The 17,364-nt window shown below is 60.2% G+C and carries 15 protein-coding genes; 10 read left to right on the plus strand and 5 right to left on the minus strand.

The annotated features are described in order from the left end of the window. Window positions 1-114 precede the first annotated feature (114 nt). Window positions 115-351, plus strand: coding sequence for a hypothetical protein (locus ACR1XY_RS01140; protein WP_170325112.1), 237 nt, complete (start codon window positions 115-117; stop codon window positions 349-351). Here the strand turns inward: ACR1XY_RS01140 and ACR1XY_RS01145 are convergent. Further along, window positions 340-963 carry a helix-turn-helix domain-containing protein gene (locus tag ACR1XY_RS01145; RefSeq protein ID WP_480589287.1) on the minus strand — a complete coding sequence of 208 codons (624 nt, stop codon included), beginning with the start codon at window positions 961-963 and terminating at the stop codon, window positions 340-342. The two genes, ACR1XY_RS01140 and ACR1XY_RS01145, sit on opposite strands and share 12 nt — an antisense overlap. 65 nt (window positions 964-1,028) lie before the next feature. Between ACR1XY_RS01145 and ACR1XY_RS01150 the strand changes: the two genes are divergently transcribed. The 5 genes from ACR1XY_RS01150 (at window position 1,029) to ACR1XY_RS01170 (ending at window position 6,878) form a co-directional block, all read left to right on the plus strand. Continuing rightward, on the plus strand, window positions 1,029-2,546 hold the full coding sequence (locus tag ACR1XY_RS01150) for a class I adenylate-forming enzyme family protein (protein ID WP_480589289.1): 1,518 nt from the start codon (window positions 1,029-1,031) through the stop codon (window positions 2,544-2,546). Continuing rightward, entirely contained in the window at window positions 2,543-3,202 is a 660-nt protein-coding gene (locus ACR1XY_RS01155) for a DsbA family oxidoreductase (RefSeq protein WP_480589291.1), read from the plus strand. Before ACR1XY_RS01150 ends, ACR1XY_RS01155 begins: the two co-directional genes overlap by 4 nt. Before the next feature lie 75 nt (window positions 3,203-3,277). After that, window positions 3,278-4,486, plus strand: coding sequence for a multidrug effflux MFS transporter (locus ACR1XY_RS01160; RefSeq protein WP_480589293.1), 1,209 nt, complete (start codon window positions 3,278-3,280; stop codon window positions 4,484-4,486). Window positions 4,487-4,542: 56 nt separating this feature from the next. After that, window positions 4,543-6,207, plus strand: a complete 1,665-nt coding sequence (locus tag ACR1XY_RS01165) for a hypothetical protein (protein WP_480589295.1) — start codon at window positions 4,543-4,545, stop codon at window positions 6,205-6,207. After that, entirely contained in the window at window positions 6,204-6,878 is a 675-nt protein-coding gene (locus ACR1XY_RS01170) for an SH3 domain-containing protein (protein WP_480589297.1), read from the plus strand. The genes ACR1XY_RS01165 and ACR1XY_RS01170 overlap by 4 nt, the downstream gene beginning before the upstream one ends. On the opposite strand, the gene mfd is transcribed toward ACR1XY_RS01170, so the two are convergent. Together mfd and ACR1XY_RS01180 are read right to left on the minus strand one after the other, a co-directional pair. Further along, window positions 6,875-10,330: a transcription-repair coupling factor gene (gene mfd, locus ACR1XY_RS01175; RefSeq protein ID WP_480589299.1), complete on the minus strand. Its 3,456-nt coding sequence runs from the start codon at window positions 10,328-10,330 to the stop codon at window positions 6,875-6,877. The two genes, ACR1XY_RS01170 and mfd, sit on opposite strands and share 4 nt — an antisense overlap. Window positions 10,331-10,351: 21 nt before the next feature. Further along, entirely contained in the window at window positions 10,352-10,876 is a 525-nt protein-coding gene (locus ACR1XY_RS01180; protein ID WP_480589301.1) for a component of SufBCD complex, read from the minus strand. 120 nt (window positions 10,877-10,996) lie between these two features. On the opposite strand from ACR1XY_RS01180, the gene hemB reads away from it, so the two are divergent. The 4 genes from hemB to ACR1XY_RS01200 all read left to right on the plus strand — a co-directional run bounded on the left by hemB (window position 10,997) and on the right by ACR1XY_RS01200 (window position 15,849). After that, window positions 10,997-11,995, plus strand: a complete 999-nt coding sequence (gene hemB / locus ACR1XY_RS01185) for a porphobilinogen synthase (protein ID WP_480589303.1) — start codon at window positions 10,997-10,999, stop codon at window positions 11,993-11,995. 140 nt (window positions 11,996-12,135) lie between these two features. Next, entirely contained in the window at window positions 12,136-12,708 is a 573-nt protein-coding gene (locus ACR1XY_RS01190; protein WP_480589306.1) for a lipid-binding SYLF domain-containing protein, read from the plus strand. 174 nt (window positions 12,709-12,882) lie between these two features. Beyond that, window positions 12,883-15,345 (plus strand): penicillin acylase family protein, encoded by a 2,463-nt coding sequence (locus tag ACR1XY_RS01195; protein WP_480589308.1) that lies wholly within the window; start codon window positions 12,883-12,885, stop codon window positions 15,343-15,345. A 108-nt stretch (window positions 15,346-15,453) separates the two neighbouring features. Then, window positions 15,454-15,849 carry a nuclear transport factor 2 family protein gene (locus tag ACR1XY_RS01200; RefSeq protein ID WP_480589310.1) on the plus strand — a complete coding sequence of 132 codons (396 nt, stop codon included), beginning with the start codon at window positions 15,454-15,456 and terminating at the stop codon, window positions 15,847-15,849. Between the two features lie 3 nt (window positions 15,850-15,852). Here ACR1XY_RS01200 and hflX read toward each other — a convergent pair whose 3' ends face one another. Together hflX and hfq are read right to left on the minus strand one after the other, a co-directional pair. Then, a complete protein-coding gene (gene hflX / locus ACR1XY_RS01205; RefSeq protein ID WP_480589313.1) occupies window positions 15,853-17,124 on the minus strand; it encodes a GTPase HflX in 1,272 nt (423 codons plus the stop codon). Beyond that, on the minus strand, window positions 17,124-17,363 hold the full coding sequence (gene hfq, locus ACR1XY_RS01210; protein ID WP_010440340.1) for an RNA chaperone Hfq: 240 nt from the start codon (window positions 17,361-17,363) through the stop codon (window positions 17,124-17,126). Before hfq ends, hflX begins: the two co-directional genes overlap by 1 nt. Window position 17,364 lies beyond the last annotated feature (1 nt).

Genomic DNA, 17,364 nt, shown 5'->3' on the forward strand with positions numbered 1-17,364 from the left:
TTACGTAAGCCCAAATAAGGTGCGACATTTTGTCATGCACTTGGACCCCTATGCCCTCCGTACGCTGATATGGGGGCCGAGCAGCCGTGAAACCCGAGTTACGGAAGCTGACAAATGTTGAACTGGACTGACCTGACGCAAGACTGGGACGCTATGTACTCTCGTGCTAAACGGCGTTTTCCGAACCTGCGTGATCAGGACAAGGTGCGGCTGAGCAAAGACCGCAAAGGGTTCGAAGCGTATTTGGCCGAACGCCACCACCTGACCGTGAATGAAGCACACGAAGAGCTTGAGGATTTTCTGTTTACCGAAGGCTTGAACCGAGAGTTCAGCCGGTCTTTAAGCAAGTGATGTGACCCAGAGGATCGTTGCATCTTCGTCACTGACCGAAATCACGTTGTGTCCCATGCTACCGTCGTAATACGCGCTGTCTCCCCGACGCATTTCGACGGGTTCGTAGAACTCGGTGTAAAGCTGGACAACCCCTGTTAGCACATAAAGGAACTCTTCGCCATCGTGGCGCACCCAGCCATCAAACTCATCCATTGACCGCGCGCGCACGCGGGCGCGATACGGAAGCATCTGCTTTTTCGTCAGGTTCTCGGCCAGCAGCTCATGTTCATACGTCGTCGTGGGATGCGCGGCCCCTTCGCCCATCCGCGTCACGGACATACGCCCGATTACCTGATCCCGCTGCGGCGGCGTGAACAGTTGCGGCACCGAAATCTCCAACCCGATCGCCAGCTTTTTCAGCGCGTCGTACGTGGGTGACATCTGCCCGTTTTCGATCTTGCTGAGGGTCGAGCGCGCAAGCCCTGCCTGCGAGGCCGCCTGTTCCAGCGTCCAGTTCCGCGCCTTGCGCAATTGGCGCACGCGCGCACCCAGATCAAGCGGTTCAAGCTCGGCGTGGTTGCCCGAGTTCCGCGCAATGCGGATCAGGGAAGGTTGTTCATTGGTGCTCATGCGCAACTCTATAGGCCCAGCCCGTCTCGCTTGCAACGCGCCAAGCACCAAGGTAGCCAGTGGCCATGCTGTCTGTTTTTGATCAGGGGCCGCCCATGGCCTGCCCCGCGCCCTTCAACCTGGCCGCACATGTGCTGCGCCGAACGGATGACGATCCCGATAAGATCGCGCTGTCAGTTCTGCGGTCCGATGGCGCCGAGGACTGGAGCTATCGCGCGCTCAAGTCGGCCATTCTGGGCACCGCCACCGGGTTGCTGCGCGCGGGGTTAAAACCGGGTGACATTGCGCTGATTCGGTTGGGGAACACGGTCGATTTCCCCATTGCCTACCTCGGGGCGATTGCGGCGGGGATCGTGCCTGTCCCGACATCCTCGCAACTGACCGAGCCGGAAACGGCGCATATGATCGCGGATCTTCAACCAGCCGCCATTTTGCGGGACCCGGCCGTTGCCTGCGATCCACATCCACTGCAGATCACGTTGTCCGAATTGACCGCGATGCGGCCCCTGCCCCCAGCCGAGTTTCAAATGGGCGACCCCGAGCGGCTGGCTTATGTCGTCTATACCTCGGGCACGTCCGGCAAACCGCGCGCAGTGGCCCATGCGCACCGTGCAATCTGGGCGCGCCAGATGATGGTGGATGGCTGGTACGGGCTGCGGGATACGGATCGCCTCTGTCATGCCGGTGCATTTAACTGGACCTATACACTAGGCACCGGATTGATGGACCCCTGGACTATCGGCGCGACCGCTTTGATCCCAGAGCCGGGAACCGACCCGGACGCCCTGCCTGCCTTGCTGCGGCGACACCGCGCGACGATCTTTGCCGCCGCCCCTGGCGTGTATCGCAAGCTGCTGAAAACGTCAGAGGACATGCACCTGCCCACGCTCCGCCACGGCCTTTGTGCCGGCGAGAAACTGTCTCGACACCTGCACGCGCAATGGGTCGAGGCGACCGGGACTGAGCTTTACGAAGCCTACGGTATGTCCGAATGTTCCACCTTCATCTCGTCCAGCCCGGCCCACCCGGCGCGGGGCGAGTCGCTGGGACAACCACAACCGGGCAGACGGATTGCGATCCTTGGGCCGGATGGTCCGGTGCCGCAGGGACAGGAAGGCACCATCGCCATTCACCGCTCGGATCCCGGCCTGATGCTGACCTATCTGAACGCGCCGGACGAAGCCGAGGCTCGGATGCAGGGCGATTGGTTCCTGACCGGCGATCAGGGTGCCATGGCCGTCGACGGGCAGATCACCTATCTGGGCCGCGACGATGACATGATGAATGCGGGCGGCTATCGCGTTTCTCCGGTCGAGGTCGAGGCCACCTTGTCCAAATTCCCCGGGATCTCACAGGTTGGCGCGGCGGCTGTTGAGGTCAAAGAAGACACATTTGTGATCGCAGCCTTCTATACCGGGCCGGAAAAGCTGGACGACGTTGCCCTGCAAACCTATGTGGAGGCAAATCTGGCGCGGTATAAACAGCCGCGCGCGTTCATTCACCTGCCCGAGCTTCCGACCGGTGGTAATGGCAAACTCCTGCGCCGGGCTCTGCCGGCCTATTTCAAGGCGACCACACCATGACCCAGACCGTCAAACTCGACATTATGTCCGATCCGATCTGCCCATGGTGCTATATCGGCAAAACCCATCTGGACAAAGCACTGGCCGCGATTCCGGATCACCCTATGGTGATCGAGTGGCATCCGTTCCAGCTGAACCCCGACATGCCGGATGAAGGCATGGATCGGCGTGAGTATCTGGAGCGAAAATTCGGCGGCAAAGACGGCGCCGTGCGCGCTTATGCTCCGGTGGTTGAGCACGCCGAGAAGGCCGGGCTCAGCATCGACTTCGAGGGCATGAAACGCACCCCCAATACCCTGGACGCCCATCGCCTGATCCACTGGGCCGGGATCGAGGGAAAGCAGAATGATGCCGTGGATGCCCTGTTCGATGCCTATTTCGTGCAGGCCCGCGACATCGGCGACCACGAAGTGCTGGCCGATATCGCTGACAGCATCGGCATGGACGCCGCCGTGGTGCAGAAACTGCTGAAGTCCGATGCCGACCGCGAGGACATCCGCAACCGCGATACCCATTCCCGCCAGATGGGCATCCAATCTGTTCCAACCTTCATCGTGGCCAATCAACACGCAGTTCCGGGCGCGCAACCGCCGGAAATGTGGGAAAAAGTGATTGGCGAGATCATGTCTCAGCTTGAGGGTTCTCCTGCAAATTAGCACAGAGGTCTGTGCGCTTTGATCCCTAGCGCCACCTAATCTGTCGTGATAGCGCGATCAGGTCAGGAGGACGCAATGACCAATCGCATGTCAAAAGGAGAGTTCATCGCTCTTGTCGCAATGATGTTTGCGACGATTGCGTTTTCCATCGACTCGATGCTGCCTGCCCTGCCCGAGATTGGCGCGCAGCTCAGCCCCGAGGACATTAACCGGGCACAGTTGATCCTGACCTCATTCGTGCTGGGCATGGGGATCGGCACGTTCTTCATGGGTCCGCTGTCGGACGCGTTTGGTCGCAAGCCGGTGATTTATGCCGGCTCGGTATTGTACATCGTTTCAGCTGCCGTCGCTTGGGCCAGTTCTTCGCTGGAACTGCTTTTGATTGCCCGGGTCGCGCAAGGGGTCGGCTGTGCCGCGCCACGCGTGGTCGCCATGGCGATAATCCGGGATTTGTACTCGGGCCGTGAAATGGCGCGAATCGTGTCCATCGCCATGATGATCTTCACGCTGGTTCCTGCTGTGGCGCCGATGCTGGGGGCCGGCATGATCGCCCTCACAGGCTGGCGCGGGATATTCGTCTCGTTCATCCTGTTCTCAGCGATCACCGTGGTCTGGATGGGCCTGCGCCTGCCGGAACCTCTGAAACCCCAGAACCGCAGGCCGCTGCGCCTGCCCCTGATGGTCTCTTCCGCGCGCGAGATGTTCGTGCACCCCACCGTCCGGGTTTCGATTTTCGTGCAAACCCTTTGTCTGGGCATGTTGTTCACCACTCTGACCATGGTGCAACCGGTCTATGACGTGATCCATGACAGCGCCGACAGTTTTCCCTTCTGGTTTGGTTTCGTGGCCCTGATCTCGGGGTCTGCCAGCCTGCTGAACGCGGCCCTGGTGATCCGCGTGGGGATGCGGCGACTGGTAACCTGGGCTTTGGGTGCGCAGATCGCGATTACGACCAGTGTTTTTATTCTGAACTCGATGCCCCTGTCGCCGAATATGTCCTTTGCGGTTTTTGTCTTTTGGCAGACCTCGATCTTTTTCATGGCGGGTATGACGATGGGCAACCTGAACGCCATCGCTATGGAGCCGATGGGTCATATCGCCGGCATGGCGGCCTCAGTCATCGGTGCGGTCTCGACGGTTCTCGCTGCGGCTATTGCGGCCCCCGTCGGGTTATTGTTCGACGGGTCGCTGACCCCTTTGATCACCGGCATTCTATCAATGAGCGTGATCGGCTTTGGACTGATGCTGCATATGGGCCGGATTGAAAACAGACTACCCGCCTGACCTGTGCAGATTACGCGAATCCCGCTAACCTTCCCTTGATCCGAGAGGAGGTTTCAATGCGTTACGATTACGATCTGGGTTCTCATTCCTGTCCGGTCACCACATCCTCGCCCGAGGCGCAGCTATGGTTTGATCGGGGATTGGTCTGGACCTACGGCTATAACCATGAAGAAGCCGTGGTCTGTTTCCAACGCGCGGCTGAACATGATCCAAACTGCGCCATGGCCCATTGGGGGATCGCCTATTCGGCCGGTCCAAACTACAACCTGCCTTGGGACTTGCTCGATGAAAGCGGGCAGCAAAAGGCGCTTGCGCAGGCCTTTGATGCGACGCAACAGGCGCTGGCTTTGCTTGACAGCTGCACCCCGGTCGAGCAAGCCCTGATCCGAGCCCTGCCCGCCCGATACCCGCAGCGTGACCCGGTCAAGGATATGCACAGCTGGGATCACGATTTCGCCGATGCCATGCGCGCGGCCTTTGCCGAACAACCCGATCATCTGGATCTGCGCACCATCTATGTCGAGGCGTTGCTGAATCTGACACCCTGGCAGATGTGGGACCTCAAAACCGGCCAACCTGCCCAAGGCGCCGCCACGCACGAGGCGCAGAAGGCCTTGGAAGACGCGATGGCCGACGACCCCGCTGCGATGTCTCATCCCGGCCTGCTGCACCTCTATGTGCATCTGATGGAGATGTCGCCAACCCCGGAAAAGGCGCTCAAGGCCGGGGATGTGCTGCGCACGCTGGTTCCTGATGCGGGTCACTTGGTGCATATGCCCACCCATATTGACGTGCTGTGCGGGCATTACCACAACGTCGTTTACTGGAACGAAAAGGCCATCGAGGCCGATCTGAAGTATTACGAGCGCGAAGGCGCCTTCAACATCTATACCGGCTACCGCCAGCACGATTATCACTTCGTCATCTACGGCGCATTGTTCCTTGGGCAGATGGAACCGGCCCTGCGCGCAAATCAGGGCATGTGGGACACCACACCCGAAGACATGCTGCGCGTCGAAAGCCCTCCGATGGCGGATTACTTCGAAAGCTACATGTCGATGGGCCCGCATATCCTGATCCGCTTTGGCCAGTGGGAAGAGGCCAAGGCGTTGGAGATACCATCGGACCCCAACCTCTATCGCACGCTGACGGCGACCATTCACTATGCCCGCGCCATCGCCCATGCCGCCACCGATCAGGTCGTCGAGGCAGAGGCCGAGGAACAGCTGTTCCTTTCCGCAAAGGAATGCGTCCCCGAGACACGCCTGCTGCACAATAATCGTGTTGTTGATCTGCTGGAGATCGCCCGCGAAATGCTGCGCGGAGAGATCGAGTATCGCAAAGGCAACTATGAGATCGCCTATGCCCACCTGCGCCGCTCGGTCGAGTTGGATGACACGTTGCCCTACGACGAACCGTGGGGGTGGATGCAGCCCACCCGCCACGCGCTGGGGGCACTGCTGTATGAACAGGGTCATGTGGCCGAGGCCGAAGCGGTCTATCGTGAGGATCTGGGGTTGGGTGGTATGCTCAGCCGTGCCTCGATCCATCCGGACAATGTCTGGAGCCTCAAGGGCCTGCATGACTGTTTGAAAACACGTGGTGACACCGTTGAGATTGTGCAGGTAAAACAACGGCTCGACCTGGCACTGGCCCGGGCAGATCGCGCGGTGGGTGCGTCGTGCTTCTGCGCCCAAGCGGCGATGAGGGCCGCCGAATGAGAAACGCCTTTTTGTTGACGGCCCTGCTCTGCGGCCCCGCCCTTGCGGATCGTCAATCCTTTCCTCCGGTCGATCAGGCCGCGCGAGATTCCTCGCTGGTGGCCTTCCGCGATGCGCTGCTGGCCGAGGTGGCCGCAAGGGATACCGATGCCGTGGTCGCGGCGGCCTGTCCCGACATCTACCTGAGCCACGGAGGAAATGGTGGTCCAGAAGAGTTGCGCGCCAATCTGATCCTGGATCCGGAAACCCTGTCGGAAGAGAACCGAAAAGACGCGGATGCCTTACGCGAAGCCTATTGGTTGGATCTGGAAAACACCCTCTCCCAGCCCGGCTATTTCGATGACGAGGGCGAGTTCTGGATGCCGCATCAGTGGCAAATCACCCTGCCCGTTTCACTGGACCCGTTCATGGCCTATTTCGTCACTGGATCAGATGTGGCCTTGCGGCAGTCGGCTGATCGCGACGCACCGACCTTGGGCCTCATCAGCCACGAGGTCGCGATCATCCGCGATTTTCAGGACGGCTCGGACTATCAACGGGTGCTGCTGACCGATGGGACCCAAGGCTACATGCACCGTGACTACTTGTGGCCGATGACAGGCCACCGCGCCGCGTTCGTGAAATCGGACGCGGGCGCATGGCAGTTGTGCACCTTTGTCAGCGGAGACTAGGCTTTGGCCTTTTTCTTCTCGGCCATCAGCTTTTCAGCCAGATCCCGAGCGATTGCGAAGGCCCCTTTGATCTTGTCGCTGTCCTTCTTCCAGTCACGGCGCACGACGATCTTGTTGTCCTTTACCTTGGCCAGTCCGCGCTGGTTCTGGATAAACTCGACCAGCCCCTGAGGCGATGCGAACTTGTCATTGTGGAACTGGATCGTTGCACCTTTCGGCCCACCGTCCAGCTTGGCAATGCCCGCCCGCTTGCACATGGCCTTGATGCGGACGACCAGCATCAGGGTATTCACCTCTTTCGGCAGGGTACCGAAGCGGTCGATCAGTTCGGCCGCAAAGCCTTCCAGCTCAACTTTGGTCGAAAGCGACGACAGGCGGCGATAGAGACCCAGACGCACGTCCAGATCGGGCACGTAGTCCTCGGGGATCAGAACCGGCACACCCAGATTGATCTGCGGTGCCCATTGGTCATCCGCGTCGGAAAGCCCTTCCATCTCACCGGCTTTGATCTTGGCAATCGCCTCTTCCAGCATCGACTGGTAGAGTTCATAGCCCACGTCGCGCATCTGGCCCGACTGTTCCTCGCCCAGCAGGTTGCCTGCTCCGCGAATATCCAGATCCTGCGATGCCAGCGTGAACCCGGCCCCAAGCGTATCCAATGAGCCCAGAACCCGCAGCCGTTTCTCAGCTGTGGCGGTCAGCTTTTGGCGCGGCTTGGTGGTCAAATAGGCATAAGCGCGGGTTTTCGACCGCCCCACCCGGCCACGTATCTGGTAGAGTTGCGCCAGACCGAACATATCCGCCCGGTGCACAACCATCGTGTTGGCGGTCGGGATGTCCAGCCCGCTTTCCACAATCGTCGTTGCCAGCAGCACGTCATACTTGCCGTCGTAGAAAGCATTCATTCGGTCGTCGAGTTCCCCCGCCGCCATCTGCCCATGCGCGACCATATAGGTGAGTTCCGGCAGTTGGTCCTTCAGGAATTCCTCGATTTCGGGCAGATCCGAGATGCGCGGCACCACATAGAAACTTTGTCCGCCGCGATAATGCTCGCGCAGCAGAGCCTCGCGAATGGTGACTGCGTCGAACTCGCTGACATAAGTCCGAATGGCAAGGCGGTCGATGGGCGGTGTGCCGATAATCGACAGGTCTCGCACACCAGTCAGGGACAATTGCAGCGTCCGCGGTATCGGCGTGGCGGTCAGGGTCAGGACGTGAACATCCGAACGCAGCTGCTTCAGACGTTCCTTGTGACCGACGCCGAAATGCTGTTCCTCGTCGATTATCAGCAGGCCCAGATTGTTGAACCGTATCCCCTTAGCCAACAGCGCATGGGTGCCGATCACGATATCGACCGTGCCGCGCGCCAGCCCGTCGCGGGTTTGCTGCGCCACTTTGGCAGAGACAAATCTCGACAGCTGGCGCACTTCCAGCGGGAAACCCCGAAACCGTTCCTTGAATGATGCCGCGTGCTGTCGAGCCAACAGCGTGGTCGGCGCTACAACCGCGACCTGAACGCCGGACATGGCGGCGACAAAGGCCGCACGCATAGCAACCTCGGTTTTGCCAAAGCCCACATCACCGCAGATCAGACGATCCATCGGCGCGCCAGAGTGCATGTCCTCTATCACCTCTGCGATAGCGCGCAGCTGGTCGTCGGTTTCCTGATACGGGAAGCGTGCGCTGAACTCTTCCCACGCGTGCGGAGGCGGGTCCATGACCGGAGCCTTGCGCAAAGCACGCTCAGCTGCGATGCGGATCAGCTTGTCCGCCATCTCGCGGATGCGCTCTTTCAGCTTCGCCTTCTTGGCCTGCCATGCACCGCCGCCCAAGCGGTCCAGCAGACCTTCGTCATGGCCGTATTTCGACAGCAGTTCTATGTTTTCAACCGGCAGGTACAGTTTGGCCTGCTCGGCATATTCCAGCAGCAGGCATTCGTGCGCAGCACCTGCGGCGGTGACGACCTCCATCCCCATATAGCGCCCGATGCCGTGATCTACATGCACCACCAGATCACCGGGGCTGAGCGATTGGGTTTCGGTCAGGAAATTCTCGGCCTTGCGGCGTTTCTTGGGCTGGCGGATCAGGCGGTCGCCCAGCACATCCTGCTCGGCGATGACCGTCAAGTCAGGCGTTTCGAACCCATGCTCCAGCGCCCAGACGGCCAGATGCAGCCCGCGTTTGCCGATGCGGGTGCCGTCCGAAACCGGGATTGCCTCGGCCAGACCTTCATCCTCGATCAGACCGGTCAAACGTTCGCGCGCGCCCTCAGAGTAGGACGCGATCAACACCGGTCCTTTGCCCATCTTGTCGGTAATATGGCTTGCCAGCGCACCAAACAGGCTGATGCTTTCCTGTTGCCGCTCGGGCGCAAAGTTTCGTCCGATCCTGCCACCCGCATCGATCACTCCAGGACCGCTGGCCTGTGGCAGAGGGCTGAACTGCAGCACCCGCCGGTCACCCACTGCCTGCTCCCACGCGGCGTCGTCCAGATACAGCAATCCGGGCGGTGTCGGCTTATACACAGTATCCATGCGCGACCGGTTTTCCAGTGCCAGCCGCCGGGTTTCATACTGATCGGCAATCGTATCCCAGCGCACAAGCCGAGCGGGCGTGACCTGATCGTCAACGGTAATCGTGGCATCCGGCAGGTAATCGAACAGGGTTTCAAGTTTCTCATGAAAGAACGGCAGCCAGTGCTCGATGCCCTGATGCTTGCGGCCCGCGCTGACGGCCTCGTATAGCGGATCATCCGTGCCCGCAGCACCAAATTCGATGCGGTAATTCTGTCGGAAACGGGTGATGGCTGCCTCATCCAGAATAACCTCAGAGACCGGAGCCAGTTCCACCACGTCCAGTTTCTCGGTCGTGCGCTGAGAAACAGGATCGAACCGACGCGCGTCGTCCAGAACATCACCGAACAGATCCAGGCGCACGGGACCAGATTCGCCCGGCGGGAAGATGTCGATAATCCCACCCCGAATGGCATAATCACCGGGTTCCATCACCGTCGGGCTTTGCGTGAAACCCATCCGCACCAGAAAGCTCCGCAGCGCGGTTTCATCAACGCGGTGGTCCACGCGCGCGGTAAACGCAGCCTCTCGCAGCACATCGCGCGCGGGCACTCGTTGGGTGGCTGCGTTCAGCGTGGTCAACAGCACGAACCGGTCCGGCATCTGATGCACCAGCGCCGCCAGCGTCGCTACGCGGGCTGCTGCGATATCCGCATTGGGCGACACCCGATCATAAGGCAAACAATCCCAGCCCGGGAACACAAAGACAGGCATGTCCGGCGCAAAGAAGGCCAGCGCGGCCCGCATAGCCTCCATCCGCTTGTCATCACGCGCGACATGGGCCACGGGCCCGCCGGAACGCGCGATCTCGTTCAGGACAAGCTGCGCGTCAAACCCCTCGGGGGCGCCGCCAACAGTTACCTGGTTCGGAGCCGTCATCGCCTAGCCTTTCCGAATTTCCTATCCCAGAACCCCAATCGAGAAGTTCTGATACATACCCCAAAGCGACGTGATCAAAATCGAGATCATACCGATGACCTGCGTATAAATCCGGCAGCGGGTCAAAACCTTGCCGACAAACTCAAGCGATCCGTCACTGCGCCGCAATTTATGTGCGGCCCTGATGTTTATGAGCGTCACCAGGCACATGGGAAACAACAGTAAGAATACAGCCTGGGCGAACTCGACCCCATAGTAAAAGCCAAGCATCGCCAGCCCGGTAAAGAAAAAACAACTCAGCCCCAGAATGATCAATCCGGATTTATCAACGATAAACAGAATGCGGTTGCCGTTGATCCGGACGATATCCAGCAAGTCCTGCTCGGTCTGACCTCCGACACGCCGGGCGCGCACCAGCAGGTCGAACGGGACGCCCATAGCCCAGTGGCTTACCGATGACCAAAGCACGGCCAGCACGATCCAATACCACAGATTCGAAAAACTGCGCATATCGATGATTTCGAAAAGCGAAGAGTATAAGTCCAAGCGTCAGCCCTTTGTTCACTGTCCTTAGGGGCCTTCTTTACGCAGGCGCGACCATCGTTACCCTTGAGACCTCGTGGAATTCATGCCACCCAATGCGGAAATATTCAAGGAGAGCGCGACATGAAGCCGACCATCGCCCCCTACCCCCTGACCCGCTTTCGCCGGGCGCGCCAATCGCAGTCCGTGCGCGGCCTGGTTCGGGAAAACACGCTGACCACCGACGACCTGATCTGGCCGGTTTTCGTACGTGACGGCGAGGGTGTGGAAGAACCTGTGCCGTCGATGCCCGGCGTGATGCGCCGCTCGGTCGACCTGATCGCAAAGGCCGCGGTTGAAGCGCAGGCCTTGGGTATCCCGGCGATTTGCATCTTTCCCTACACCGACGCCAACCTGAAAACCGAGGATTGCGCCGAGGCCTGGAACCCCGACAACCTGTCCAACCGCGCCATCCGCGCCATCAAGGCCGCGGCCCCGGATATCGCAGTGATGACCGACGTGGCGTTGGACCCCTACAACATCAACGGGCATGACGGCTACGTCGTCGATGGCGAAATTGTGAACGATCAGACGGTCGAAGCTCTGGTCAAAATGACGCTCGCGCAGGCCGAAGCTGGGGCCGACATCATCGGCCCGTCCGACATGATGGATGGCCGCATCGGCGAAATGCGGCGGGCGCTGGAATCTGCGGGGCATCAGAACGTGATGATCCTCAGCTATGCCGCGAAATACGCCAGCGCCTTTTACGGCCCGTTCCGCGATGCTGTGGGCGCCTCGGGCGCGCTGACCGGGGACAAGAAGACCTATCAGATGGATCCGGCCAATTCGAACGAAGCCCTGCGCCTGATCGAACGCGACCTGACCGAGGGTGCCGACATGGTGATGATCAAGCCGGGGATGCCCTATCTGGATATCTGCCGTAGGGTTAAGGACACCTTTGGCGCGCCAACCTATGCCTATCAGGTGTCGGGCGAATACGCGATGCTCCAGGCCGCGGCGCAGAACGGCTGGATCGATGGTGAGAAGGTGATGCTGGAAAGCCTGCTGGCCTTCAAGCGTGCGGGCTGCGACGGCATCCTTACTTACTTTGCGCCCGAGGTTGCCCGCATCCTGCAGGGCTAAAACCCCAAATTGTCGCAATTTTTCGCCGATTGTGATCGGTCGCTGGTCAGCTTTCCCGTGACACGCAGCCGCAATCGGCGTACTCTTGCACACAAGATCGGGATCACCCGACATATCAGGCACTTATACAGAGAAAAAACATGAGCAGTTCCAACGCACCCCGACTAAGCCGTCGTGGCTTTGCCTTTGGCATGGCCGGTTTGACGGTAACCGCAGCTTGCGGCAATGGCGTCGGCAATTCCAACGCCGCCACCATCGACGCCCGTGTCGATGCCACGCTGACCGAAATGTACGCGCGCTATCCCAACACGGTTGAGATCGCCAACAAGGCCAACGGTATGCTTGTCATGCCGCTGATCACCGAGGCCGGATTTATCTTTGGCGGCGCGTATGGCCAGGGCGCCTTGCGCATCCAGGGCGCGACGGTTGACTATTATTCCGCAGTGTCCGGCAGTGCTGGCCTGCAGATCGGCGCGCAGCAATACGCGCACGTGCTGTTCTTCATGACCCAGGACGCGCTGAACGATTTCCGCCGCTCCAATGGTTGGACCGCCGGGGCCGATATCGGCTACGTCGTCGATGCAACAGGTGACTCACTTTCGACCGATACCACCACACTGCGCTCTCCGGTTTTGGCGGCGGTCTTTGGTCAGGCTGGCCTGAAATTCGGCGCCACGGTCGAAGGCACCAAATACACGCGGATCATTCCTTAACTCCGGGCTACCACGCGCCCCTCGAACGGTCCCCGCCAACAGCCCCACTGTGGCGGGGTTTTTCTTTGTATAGTTCTGTAAACACAAAAATTCCCGGACTGTTCCTCTTTCGGTCAGCCCGGCCATCCACTAGTCTTGCCGAAATCGGAAATGGATCGGGATTAAAGGCCACAAATGGGTTTCGTTTTTCGCTGGCTGTTGCGTATTACAACGGGTCTGGTCCTGCTGGCTCTGGCCGCTGTGGCGCTGGTGTATTTCCTGGCCAACCAGTCCCTGCCGGACTACAATCAGACGGTTGAAGTCACCGGTCCAACCGCCCCGGTCGAGATCATCCGCGACACTGCCAACGTCCCCCATATTCTGGCCGAAAACGATCCGGATGTGTTCTTTGGCCTTGGTTTTGCCCATGCTCAGGACCGTCTGTGGCAGATGACCGTTATGCGCCGCACCGCTCAGGGCCGCCTGTCCGAAGTGTTCGGCACCCGCACCGTTCATATCGACAAGCTGCTGCGCCGGCTGGACCTGTACGGGCTGGCCCACCGCTCGGTCGAGGTACAGGACGATTACACCAAAGCTGCGTTGCGGGCGTATGCCGCCGGAGTAAACGCGCGGCTGGATGAGATCAACGAGGCCGCCCTTGGTCGGGGCGCGCCCGAGATGTTCCTGTTCAACGCGCCCGTTTCCCCGTGGCAGCCCGGCGACAGTATCGCGGTGATCAAACTAATGAGCCTGCAACTGTCCGGCCATCTTGAGGACGAAGTGCTGCGGGCCCGCACTTCGCTGATGCTGAACGACCCCGCACGGCTGGCCGACATACTGCCGAACGTTCCAGGTGCGGGCATCGCGGCCCTGCCCGAATACGCCGCGCTGTTTCCCGGCCTGCCCCGCTATGCTCGCGGCACACCGATGCCCGACAGCCCGCTGTCGCCTTTCCCAAAACGCGGGTTGGCCGGCGCGTCAAACGCCTGGACTGCCGCGCCTTCGCGTTCGGCCAGCGGAGGCACGTTGCTGGCCAATGACCCCCATCTGGGCTTCACCGCGCCGGGCGTCTGGTATCTGGCCCGGCTGGAACTGGCCAAGGGCGGTGTGATCGGTGCGACAATCCCCGGCATTCCCGCCATTATGACCGGGCGCAGCGATCGGCTGGGCTGGGGTCTGACGTCCTCGTATCTGGATGATCAGGATGTGCATATCGAGCAGCTGAACCCGGAAAACTCCGAGGAATACCTGACGCCGGACGGCTACAAAACATTCCGCACCCGCCCGTCGATCATCGAGATCAAGGACGAGGCCCCGATTACCCTGACCCTGCGCTGGACAGATAACGGCCCCGTTCTGCCCGGCAGCCACTATGATCTGGAGACGATCACACCACCCGGTCACGTCGCCTCTTTGTCCTGGACGGCGCTAAGCCCGCGCGATACGTCGATGACGGCGTCAATGGCGTTGATGAACGCGGACAGCGTCCGGCAGGGCATCGATGCAGCCGAATTGTTCATTGCACCCTCGCAAAACCTGTCGCTGGTGGACAAGGACACGATCGGCCTCAAGCTGATCGGAGCGATGCCGAAACGCGACCTGCAAAATCAAAGCCGGGGCCGCATCCCGACACCCGGCTGGCTGGCCGAGAACCTCTGGCAGGGCCGCCTGCCCTATGCCGACAACCCGGAATTCGTAGCCCCAGTGGGGGGCATCCTGGGAAATACCAACAACAAGATCATCGACCGCCCGTTCCCCGAGCATGTGTCCTATGAATGGGGCGACACCCAGCGCGTGTACCGCTGGGAACGCCTGATGCAATCGCGTGAGGTCCACACCCGCGACAGCTTTATCGAAGCACAGTTGGATACCGTCAGCTTCACCGCCCGGTCCTTGCTGCCGCTGATCGGCGCAGACCTGTGGTTCACCGGCGCCTCAGCCCCCGAGGGCACGCCCGAACGCCAGCGCCAGATCGCGCTGTCCCTGCTGGCAGAGTGGAATGGCGAGATGAACGAGCATCTGCCCGAGCCATTGATCTATGCGGCATGGTTGCGGGCGTTGCAGATCCGGCTGATCTCGGATGACCTCGGCCCGCTGGCTGCCGAATTTAAGCATGTCGAGCCACTGTTCATCGAACGCGTCTACCGCGATATCGATGGTGCATCGGTCTGGTGTAACGTACGCCAGAGCGCCCCGACCGAAACCTGCACCGACATGGCACGGCTGGCGCTGGACGACGCGCTGATCTGGATTTCCGAGAACTATGGCAGCGCTCTGAAATCCCTGCGCTGGGGTGACGCTCATCAGGCCACCCATGACCACCCGGTTCTGGGCACGGTTCCTGTGTTGCGGTTCTTTGTCAACATCCGCCAATCCACCAGTGGCGGCGATAATACACTGCTGCGCGGGCGCACTTCGGGCGAAGGCAAAAATCCGTTCCAGAACGTCCACGGTGCGGGTTATCGCGGGGTCTATGATTTTGCCGACCCGGATAGTTCGGTCTTTATCACCGCCACCGGCCAGTCCGGCCATTTCCTGTCACGCTACTACGACGATCAGGCGCAGCTGTGGCGACGCGGAGAGTATATCCCCATGTCGCTGGACCTCAATCTGGCCCGTGCAGCGGCTGTGGGTGTGACGAACCTGATCCCGCGCTGATTTCACCTGTTTCGGCAGGACCTTGCCCCTTTTTCCGGGTGCCGTGGACGCCGACCTGTCTTTTCGCCTACGATCTGGAGGCCAACACGTTGGGACCGGGGGGCACAAATGGCAAGTATACGGGATAGGCTGAACAATCTCGCGCGCGACTACGCAATCGCCTGGAGTTCGGGTGACCCGAACGCGGTGGCCGAATTCTTTGCGCCTGAAGGGCAGATTTCGATCAACAAGGGTGAGCCCATGATCGGTCGCGGGGCAGTAGCCGACGTGGCCCGCGAGTTCTTTGCCGACTTTCCCGATCTGGAACTCAGATGCGATATGCTGCGATGGGCCGGTTCACACGCGATCTTTGTCTGGACATTGGAAGGCCATCACACAGAAACCGGCAACCTTGTGGTCACCCGCGGCTGGGCTGAATGGGAACTGACCCAGGACCACAAAATCCAGTCCTCATCGGACTGGTTTGACGCGGACGACCATCAACGACAGATTGGCAGGACCTAATCTCTAAAGCGCCGCGAACCGAGCCGCCTGTTTGTCGGTCCACAGCACGGTGATCTCAAAACCGTCCTCGGTCTGCTTTTCGGATCGCACAACATCCTGCCTGAACAGCCAGGCGCGCTTGTTGCCTTGGGCGAAACCCAGCATCAGGGTCTCTTCGTGGCGCGCGCCTTGCAATTTGGTTGCGATCTCGGCCAGAAGAGGGTCAACACCCTCTCCCGTCACCGCCGAGATAGCAAAGATCGATGGATCGCGATTCGCGCGTTTGAAGGTGGCTTCGCGTTCGTCTTCATTCAGCAGATCGATCTTGTTCCAGACCTCAAGCCGGGGCCGTTCGTCATCGACGCCCAAAGAGGTCAGGATCGCCTCGACATCCTGCGCCTGCGCGTCGGTTTCCTCATGGCTGATGTCACGGACATGGATGACGATATCGGCACCCAGAACCTCTTCCAGCGTTGCCCGGAAGGCCGCAACCAGTTCCGTCGGCAGGTTTGAGATGAACCCTACTGTGTCCGACAGGATAACCTCGGGTCCATCGGGCAGTTCAACCCGTCTCATGGTTGGGTCCAACGTGGCGAACAGCATATCCTTGGCCATCACCTCGGCCCCGGTCAGGCGGTTGAACAATGTGGATTTTCCGGCGTTGGTATACCCCACTAAGGCCACAATCGGATACGGCACCTTGGCCCGCGCGGCGCGGTGCAGCGTGCGGGTCTTCACCACTTTCTGCAACTGACGCCGCAGACGGACCAATTGTTCATCGATCGCTCGGCGGTCAGCCTCGATCTGAGTTTCACCGGGACCACCGACAAACCCCAGTCCACCCCTTTGCCGTTCCAGGTGAGTCCAGGCCCGGACCAGACGCGTGCGTTGATAGCTAAGCGCGGCCATCTCGACCTGCAGCACACCTTCACGGGTACGGGCGCGGTCGCTGAAAATCTCAAGGATCAAACCGGTCCGGTCGAGGATCTTGACCTTCCACGCTTTCTCAAGGTTGCGCTGCTGAACTGGGGAAACCGGGCCGTCGATCAACACCAGTTCAATCTCGTTTTCGTGCAGACGCTGGGCCAGTTCCTCGATCTTGCCGCTGCCGAAAAGCAACCCCGGCTGGGCGCGTTGCAGGCGCACGATCTCGGACCCGATCACATCCAGATCGGGCAAAGCGGCGGCCAGTGCCACCGCCTCTTCCAGCGCCGGTTCGGGGACACGGCGCTGTTCATCTGATTTGATTTCCGGATGCAGCACCCAGGCCCGGGTGCGCGTCCTTTCATGTTCCATCAAGAGGCGTCTTCGCCCTCATACAGGCTGATCGGCTGCGACGGCATGATGGTCGAGATCGCGTGCTTGTAGACCAGCTGCGACTGTCCGTCGCGGCGCAACAATACGCAGAAATTGTCGAACCAAGTGATCACGCCCTGCAATTTCACACCGTTGATCAGGAAAATTGTGACCGGTACCTTTGCTTTCCGTACATTGTTCAGGAACGCGTCCTGAAGATTCTGTCTGTCCGAAGCCATT

It is taken from the genome of Ruegeria sp. AD11(2025) (assembly GCF_056542405.1).

Excerpts from the sequence above, each read along its gene's own strand:
- ACR1XY_RS01140 (WP_170325112.1), top strand. The coding sequence starts at position 115 with ATGTTGAACTGGACTGACCTGACGCAAGACTGGGACGCTATGTACTCT.
- ACR1XY_RS01145 (WP_480589287.1), bottom strand. The coding sequence starts at position 963 with ATGAGCACCAATGAACAACCTTCCCTGATCCGCATTGCGCGGAACTCG.
- ACR1XY_RS01150 (WP_480589289.1), top strand. The coding sequence starts at position 1,029 with ATGCTGTCTGTTTTTGATCAGGGGCCGCCCATGGCCTGCCCCGCGCCC.
- ACR1XY_RS01155 (WP_480589291.1), top strand. The coding sequence starts at position 2,543 with ATGACCCAGACCGTCAAACTCGACATTATGTCCGATCCGATCTGCCCA.
- ACR1XY_RS01160 (WP_480589293.1), top strand. The coding sequence starts at position 3,278 with ATGACCAATCGCATGTCAAAAGGAGAGTTCATCGCTCTTGTCGCAATG.
- ACR1XY_RS01165 (WP_480589295.1), top strand. The coding sequence starts at position 4,543 with ATGCGTTACGATTACGATCTGGGTTCTCATTCCTGTCCGGTCACCACA.
- ACR1XY_RS01170 (WP_480589297.1), top strand. The coding sequence starts at position 6,204 with ATGAGAAACGCCTTTTTGTTGACGGCCCTGCTCTGCGGCCCCGCCCTT.
- mfd (WP_480589299.1), bottom strand. The coding sequence starts at position 10,330 with ATGACGGCTCCGAACCAGGTAACTGTTGGCGGCGCCCCCGAGGGGTTT.
- hemB (WP_480589303.1), top strand. The coding sequence starts at position 10,997 with ATGAAGCCGACCATCGCCCCCTACCCCCTGACCCGCTTTCGCCGGGCG.
- ACR1XY_RS01190 (WP_480589306.1), top strand. The coding sequence starts at position 12,136 with ATGAGCAGTTCCAACGCACCCCGACTAAGCCGTCGTGGCTTTGCCTTT.
- ACR1XY_RS01195 (WP_480589308.1), top strand. The coding sequence starts at position 12,883 with ATGGGTTTCGTTTTTCGCTGGCTGTTGCGTATTACAACGGGTCTGGTC.
- ACR1XY_RS01200 (WP_480589310.1), top strand. The coding sequence starts at position 15,454 with ATGGCAAGTATACGGGATAGGCTGAACAATCTCGCGCGCGACTACGCA.
- hflX (WP_480589313.1), bottom strand. The coding sequence starts at position 17,124 with ATGGAACATGAAAGGACGCGCACCCGGGCCTGGGTGCTGCATCCGGAA.
- hfq (WP_010440340.1), bottom strand. The coding sequence starts at position 17,363 with ATGGCTTCGGACAGACAGAATCTTCAGGACGCGTTCCTGAACAATGTA.